Consider the following 5817-nt stretch of genomic DNA (forward strand, 5'->3'; position numbering starts at 1 on the left):
CAGGTGGCGTCATCCATGGTCAGTACGATCGGCGTCATTCTGGAACATTTCCGGGAATTCATGGCGGCCTTTCCCAATTATGAGGAAAAGAACAGGGAACGGCAGCGCCATCTCCTGTATATCATGATCAAGGCCTATGCCCATTACGACAAGGAACGGAGTCGCGACGCTTTCCGCGATATCGGCCGTTTCGTCTTTAACAGCCCCTGTATGCCGCAGGAACAGACGGATTTTCTCTTTGCCCATTCGTACAAGAAATTGCTGATCACCCTCTATGAAAATAGTGAAGGGACGCTGGATTTTTACAGCAATGCCGCCGTGCTGAACCATATTTACCGCTATATCAGCCGTCACCAGTTCCTCTGCGGTCCTTTCCAGTTCCCACGCCATCATAAGGCCTGCTTTTATCCCGGCACCTTTGACCCCTTCAGTCTGGGCCACAAGGCCGTGGCCTGCCGGATACGCGACCTGGGCTTCGATGTCTATCTGGCCCTGGATGAGTTTTCCTGGTCCAAGCATACCCAGCCGCGTCTCATGCGCCGCAAGATCATGAATATGTCTGTAGCCGATGAAGAGGATATTTATCCCTTCCCGGATGATGTGTCGGTCAATATTGCCAACGAGGCCGACGTGCGCCGCCTGAAGGAAATCTTCACGGGTAAAGAGCTGTACATCGCCGTCGGAACCGATGTCATCGAAAACGCCTCGGCCTATAAAGCCGTGCCGACGGCCGATTCCATCCATACGGTGAACCACATCACCTTTGCCCGGGAAACGCGGGAGACGAAGAATAAGAAGGGGACTGGCGGCTATCCCATTACGGGCAAAGTCATTCCGCTCCTCCTGGATAAATTCTACGAAGACATCAGCTCGACCCGTATCCGGGAAAATATCGACCTCAACCGGGATATTTCCAATCTCATTGACGCCGTAGCCCAGAATTTCATTTACGATAACAACCTGTACCTGCGCGAACCGGCGTACAAACACGTCCTGGAAGCCCGGGAAATCGGTATCGGCGCCTTCCGGCCCAGAGGAGCGGAAAGTCTCTGGCCGATTTACAGCCGTCTCGGCGCCCTGGGGTATGACATCGACGTAGTGGACCGCTACATCGAACGGGACCGCAATATCGACAAGGAACGGGTCTGGACGATTTATATCGATAACGCGGGGAAGCAGAAGCAGATGATTGCCTACGCGGCCGTCCACAATGCCCACAGCCGGGACCTGCTGTCCGAATTCGGCGATATGCAGACGGCGGACCACATCCGGCGCCACGCGGCCGGCAGTATTGCTTCCATCGGTTTTTTGTATATTGCCGGCGATTCGGATATTAGTAATGCCGGCCAGATCATCATCACGGAAGTCCTGACGGAACTCATTGCCCGGGATTACGCTTATGCCGTGTACCATCCCGTCGATGAGGCTGGTTATAACGACGCCGTCCTCGATGCCTTGGTGAAACAGGGGTTTGTCAATATCGCCCCGCCGGGATCGGCCCATCCCCTGTATGCGGTCAATATGAAGGATCCCATCGTCATTTTCCGCGACGTGGAAACGATTATCAAGAACCCCTTCAACAAGCATCCCCGGGTCCTGCAGGCACTGGAACAGGCCCATACCAATCTGTTGGCCGTCATGCGGCGCATTTATCCGGGCAAGCTGCTCCTGTCGTTCAATACGAGTGCCATGCACCATAAGATCATTACCAAGATGGCCCACATCAACGGCGTTTCTATCGTCGATGATCCGAAGAAGCGGCGCGGCCCCTATATGTCTGTTCCCTTCGGCAAGGCCCTGAGCGACGTCCTCGTGCCCAATACGGTCACCAAATCGCTCCACATCGAAAAGTATTTTAACCGCGCCGTCAAGGGATTTACCATTGCCGAAACCCACCACTATTCGTCCGTGGAAAACCAGGTCCGGACCATTAAGTCCTTCAACCGGCCGGTCATCCTCATCGACGACCTGCTCCACAAGGGACACCGCATGCGCATGCTGACGCCGTATCTCATCAAGAACCAGGTGGAAATCAAAGAGGTCCTCGTCGGCGTCATGACCGGTCAGGCCATGGATATGATGGCGGAAAAGCACATCAAGGCCGAATGCGCCTATTACCTGCCGACGCTGGAAGTCTGGCTCAACGAACGGGACTGCTATCCCTTAATCGGCGGCGACAGTATCGACAATGCCCACGATTACAGCGGGTACGACCGCAATCCGTCGGTCAATCTCATCCTGCCCTATGTCAAGCCGGCTTTCATCAAGCACAGTGACCCTGATGCGGCCTTCCTCTATTCCCTTACCTGCCTGAAAAACGCCCGGCTGATCATGAAGACCCTGCAGGATGTGTATCAGGAAACGTACGAAAAGCGCCTGACCCTTAAGCGTCTCGGCGAAGTCGTCACCTATCCCCGCTATCCCGATATCGATGTGGGTGTCACCTTCGACCAGAATATGGATCTGACGCGGTTCATAGAAAACGACATAGAACGTCTCATCCGCCTGCGCTGGGGCGAATACTGGAAACTGGATGAAGAATAAGGGGGAACTGTGTATGGAACAAGTACATTATATCCATGAATTGCCGGGACAGGCCGGTATTGCGGCGCCGCTGTCCCTTGCCGGCCGGCCCTTTATGCCTGGGAAGAAGGCGCGTGTCCACATCCTGGCCCTGGGCGACGTGGGAACGACGATGCTCATCGGCCTGCGCCTCCTCGGCGCGGCGGATATCGCTTGCATCGGCATCTGCGACCTCAATGAGAATAATCTGCGCCGGCTGGAAATAGAAATCAACCAGATACGCTATCCCTTTGCCGGCCAGGGAGACGGGCCGGTGCTGCCACCCGTATATATGGTCACGGAAGAGCAGCTCTTTGACTGCGACGTCTTCATCTTTTGTGCCAGCAAGGGTGTACCACCCCTTTCGGCAAAGGGGGACGTACGCATGGCCCAGCTGGAAGCCAACAAAGGCCTCATCGGCCATTTTGCCGGGCTGGCCCGTAAAGCGGCATACGGCGGTCTAGTCTGTATCGTTTCCGATCCCGTAGACCCCCTGTGTGCGGCCTTTTTGGACGCATCGGGCGTCCAGCCCTGGCAGATACAGGGCTACGGCCTCGGCGTCATGAATGCCCGGGCCTGTTACTATGCAGAACAGGATGAACGGATGGCCCATTACCTCAAGGAAGGACGGGCTTTCGGCCCCCACGGAGAAGACCTGGTCATCGCCGACCGCATCGATGGCTATGACGATGCTCTGTCGCGGGAACTGACCAGAAAGGTCGTAGAAGCCAACTACGTCGTCCGGAATCTGGGATATAAGCCGTACATCGCACCGGCCCTGTCGTCGGCGGCCCTGTCCATCCTGCTGACGCTTGAAGGACGCTGGCATTACGGGTCGGTATATCTGGGAGACCGGGACCGGGGTGCCTTCCTGGGCGTCCGCAGCCGCTATACGGACGAAGGGCTGGTCTACGAGGACCGGTCTCTGCCCAAGGCGTTGTATGACCGCATTGCCTATGCCTACCTCAGGTTGTGCGAGTTACGATAAGAAGGGATGTACTATGTTGTATGTTGTCAAAATGGGATGGCAGGAACCGGGCCATCCCGAACGGGTAGACAGCGCTTTGCGCTATGCCCTCCAGGACGTGCCTCATACGGTCATCGACAGTCTGGCCCCCTTTGTGGCCCTGTGCACGCGGCGCAGCGGCGGCGAAGACCTGCGCTTCCTCTTTGCCATCAATCTGGCCCGGGGCGGCCTCAATATGGCCTACGCCCGCATGATTTCCTTCCTTTCCCAGCATGTCCACTGTCTTGAAGGCTGCTGCGGTGCTGTCGTCGTCGATGGGGCCGATGAGCTGTTTACCAAGAAAATTGGCAGGGAAATGATTTTCATGGCCAACCGTTCCGGCTGCGCCTTTCCGGGAAAGCCGCTGGTCGAGGCGACGGGTTCGCTGTACAATTTCACCATACAGGCCCGGGTGCGGGGAGTCGATAATCTGGGAGCCTATCAGGAAGGCGTCCGCCAGCTCGTGGAGAAACTCCTATCCTTTGCACCGCCGCCAGAATGCGGGCGCCGCGTCCTGGCGCTCCACGCCAGCAGCCGCCGTACCAGCAATACTCTGCTGTTGTGGGAAATGGTGCGCCGCTATCTCACGGCGTCGCGGGTAGAGGAAATATCCCTGCGCAACGGGGCGGTCGTGGACTGCCGGGGCTGCAGTTATGAGGCCTGCCTGCACTTTGGCGAACGGGGAGACTGCTTCTACGGCGGCATCATGGTGGAACAGGTCTATCCCGCCGTGCGCCAGTGCGATACGCTGGTCCTCATCTGCCCCAACTATAACGATGCCGTCGGGGCCAACATCATGGCCTTTTTCAACCGCCTCACTGCCTTGTTCCGGACGGACTGGCAGACTTTTTCGAAAAAACGCGTCTTTGCTCTGATTGTTTCCGGTTACAGCGGCGGCGATATCGTGGCCGAACAGATCATCGGGGCGCTGAACTGCAACAAGAATTTCATCCTGCCCGGTCATTTTGCCCTCATGGAAACGGCCAACGAACCGAAGAGTATCCTCCGCTGTCCGGGAATTGAGGAACGGGCGGAATTATTGGCCCGTCATATCGATATGAAATAATAGAAGCGCAAAAAAAAGGGTATAAAAAAAGATGATTCAGAGAAGAATCATCTTTTTTTATACCGGATTATACATCACGCTGTACTTTGCCGGAACGGAGGCAGCGGGTGCAGACGTTTACGCGTTTGACTTCGCCGTCTACGATAGCGCGTACTCTCTGGATGTTCGGCTTCCAGGTTCTTTTGGTTTTTAAATGGGAATGGCTGACATTCATGCCCGTTACGGTACCTTTACCGCAGATTTCGCAATAATTTGCCATGGGTTACACCTCCTAGTACTTTCGCAGTACAACATACAAATCTTATCATAAAATATGGGGCAAATCAAGGATTATTTATTAAAAGCCTACAAAATATGATACAATAAATACAATCAAATGACAAGGAGTATTTTCATGGATAGTTCAATTCGCCGGCTGCCCGGTATCGGAGTACGCCGGGAAAAGCTGTTTGCCCGTCTGGGAGTCACGACGATTCCCGCACTGCTCCAGTATTTCCCCCGCGATTATGAAGACCGGAGCCACGTCGTCCCCATCGGCCGGGCGGACCTGGAACGGAAGGAACCGGTCCTGGTGTGCGGCCGCGTCGGGACCATACAGGAAGTACGGCCCCGGCGGGGCATGACGATTTTAAAGGTCGTGCTCCACGATGAAACGGGAGCCGTAGAAATGACCTGGTTCAATCAGCCGTTCAAGAAAAAACAATTTCATACGGGCATGATCGTATCGGCCTTCGGGCGCATCGAGTGGAATTATGGCAGGCGCCAGATGAATACGCCCGATGTGGAAGAAGGAGAACCACAGGGGCAGGGATTCATGCCGCTCTACGGACTGACGGACGGCCTGCGCCAGTCCGACGTGAGAAAAGCCGTGCGCCAGGCCCTGACCCTGGCCCGGACAGAACAGGATCTCCTGCCGGCGCCGTGCCGGCCGACGAGTCACTCCCGGTTTCCTCTCGTCGAAGCTTATGAGATGATGCATTTCCCCAAAAGCCGGGAAGAACAGGAGAAAGCCCGGGAGCAACTGGCCTATGAAGAATTGTTTGACATGCAGGCCGGCCTCTGCCTGCGCCGGCGGCGGGAAGGACGGCGGCAGGGAATCAAATGCGGCCCCAACGGCCCCTTACTGAAGCAGTTTTTTGACCAGCTGCCCTTTGCCCTGACCAGAGGCCAGACCTGTGCCTTC

The 5817-nt window shown here is 55.9% G+C and carries 4 protein-coding genes and 1 pseudogene; 4 read left to right on the top strand and 1 reads right to left on the bottom strand.

The genetic code is table 11. The features are described 5' to 3' along the window. From DBO31_RS03110 to DBO31_RS03120, 3 genes and pseudogenes are all read left to right on the top strand, one after another. A pseudogene (locus tag DBO31_RS03110) lies at positions 1-2544 on the top strand (phosphohydrolase); the annotation flags it as partial. 13 nt (positions 2545-2557) lie between these two features. Further along, entirely contained in the window at positions 2558-3550 is a 993-nt protein-coding gene (locus DBO31_RS03115) for a lactate dehydrogenase (RefSeq protein WP_150824420.1), read from the top strand. A 13-nt stretch (positions 3551-3563) separates the two neighbouring features. Next, a complete protein-coding gene (locus tag DBO31_RS03120) occupies positions 3564-4634 on the top strand; it encodes a flavodoxin family protein (protein ID WP_150824421.1) in 1071 nt (356 codons plus the stop codon). Between the two features lie 67 nt (positions 4635-4701). On the opposite strand, the gene rpmB is transcribed toward DBO31_RS03120, so the two are convergent. Next, on the bottom strand, positions 4702-4893 hold the full coding sequence (rpmB, locus tag DBO31_RS03125; RefSeq protein WP_059076660.1) for a 50S ribosomal protein L28: 192 nt from the start codon (positions 4891-4893) through the stop codon (positions 4702-4704). A gap of 135 nt (positions 4894-5028) precedes the next feature. Here rpmB and DBO31_RS03130 point away from each other — a divergent pair. After that, on the top strand, positions 5029-5817 hold a 789-nt coding region (locus DBO31_RS03130; RefSeq protein ID WP_234995373.1), incomplete at its 3' end, for an OB-fold nucleic acid binding domain-containing protein.

The organism is Megasphaera sp. DJF_B143 (assembly GCF_900320625.1).
Classification (GTDB): Bacteria; Bacillota; Negativicutes; order Veillonellales; family Megasphaeraceae; genus Megasphaera; species Megasphaera hexanoica.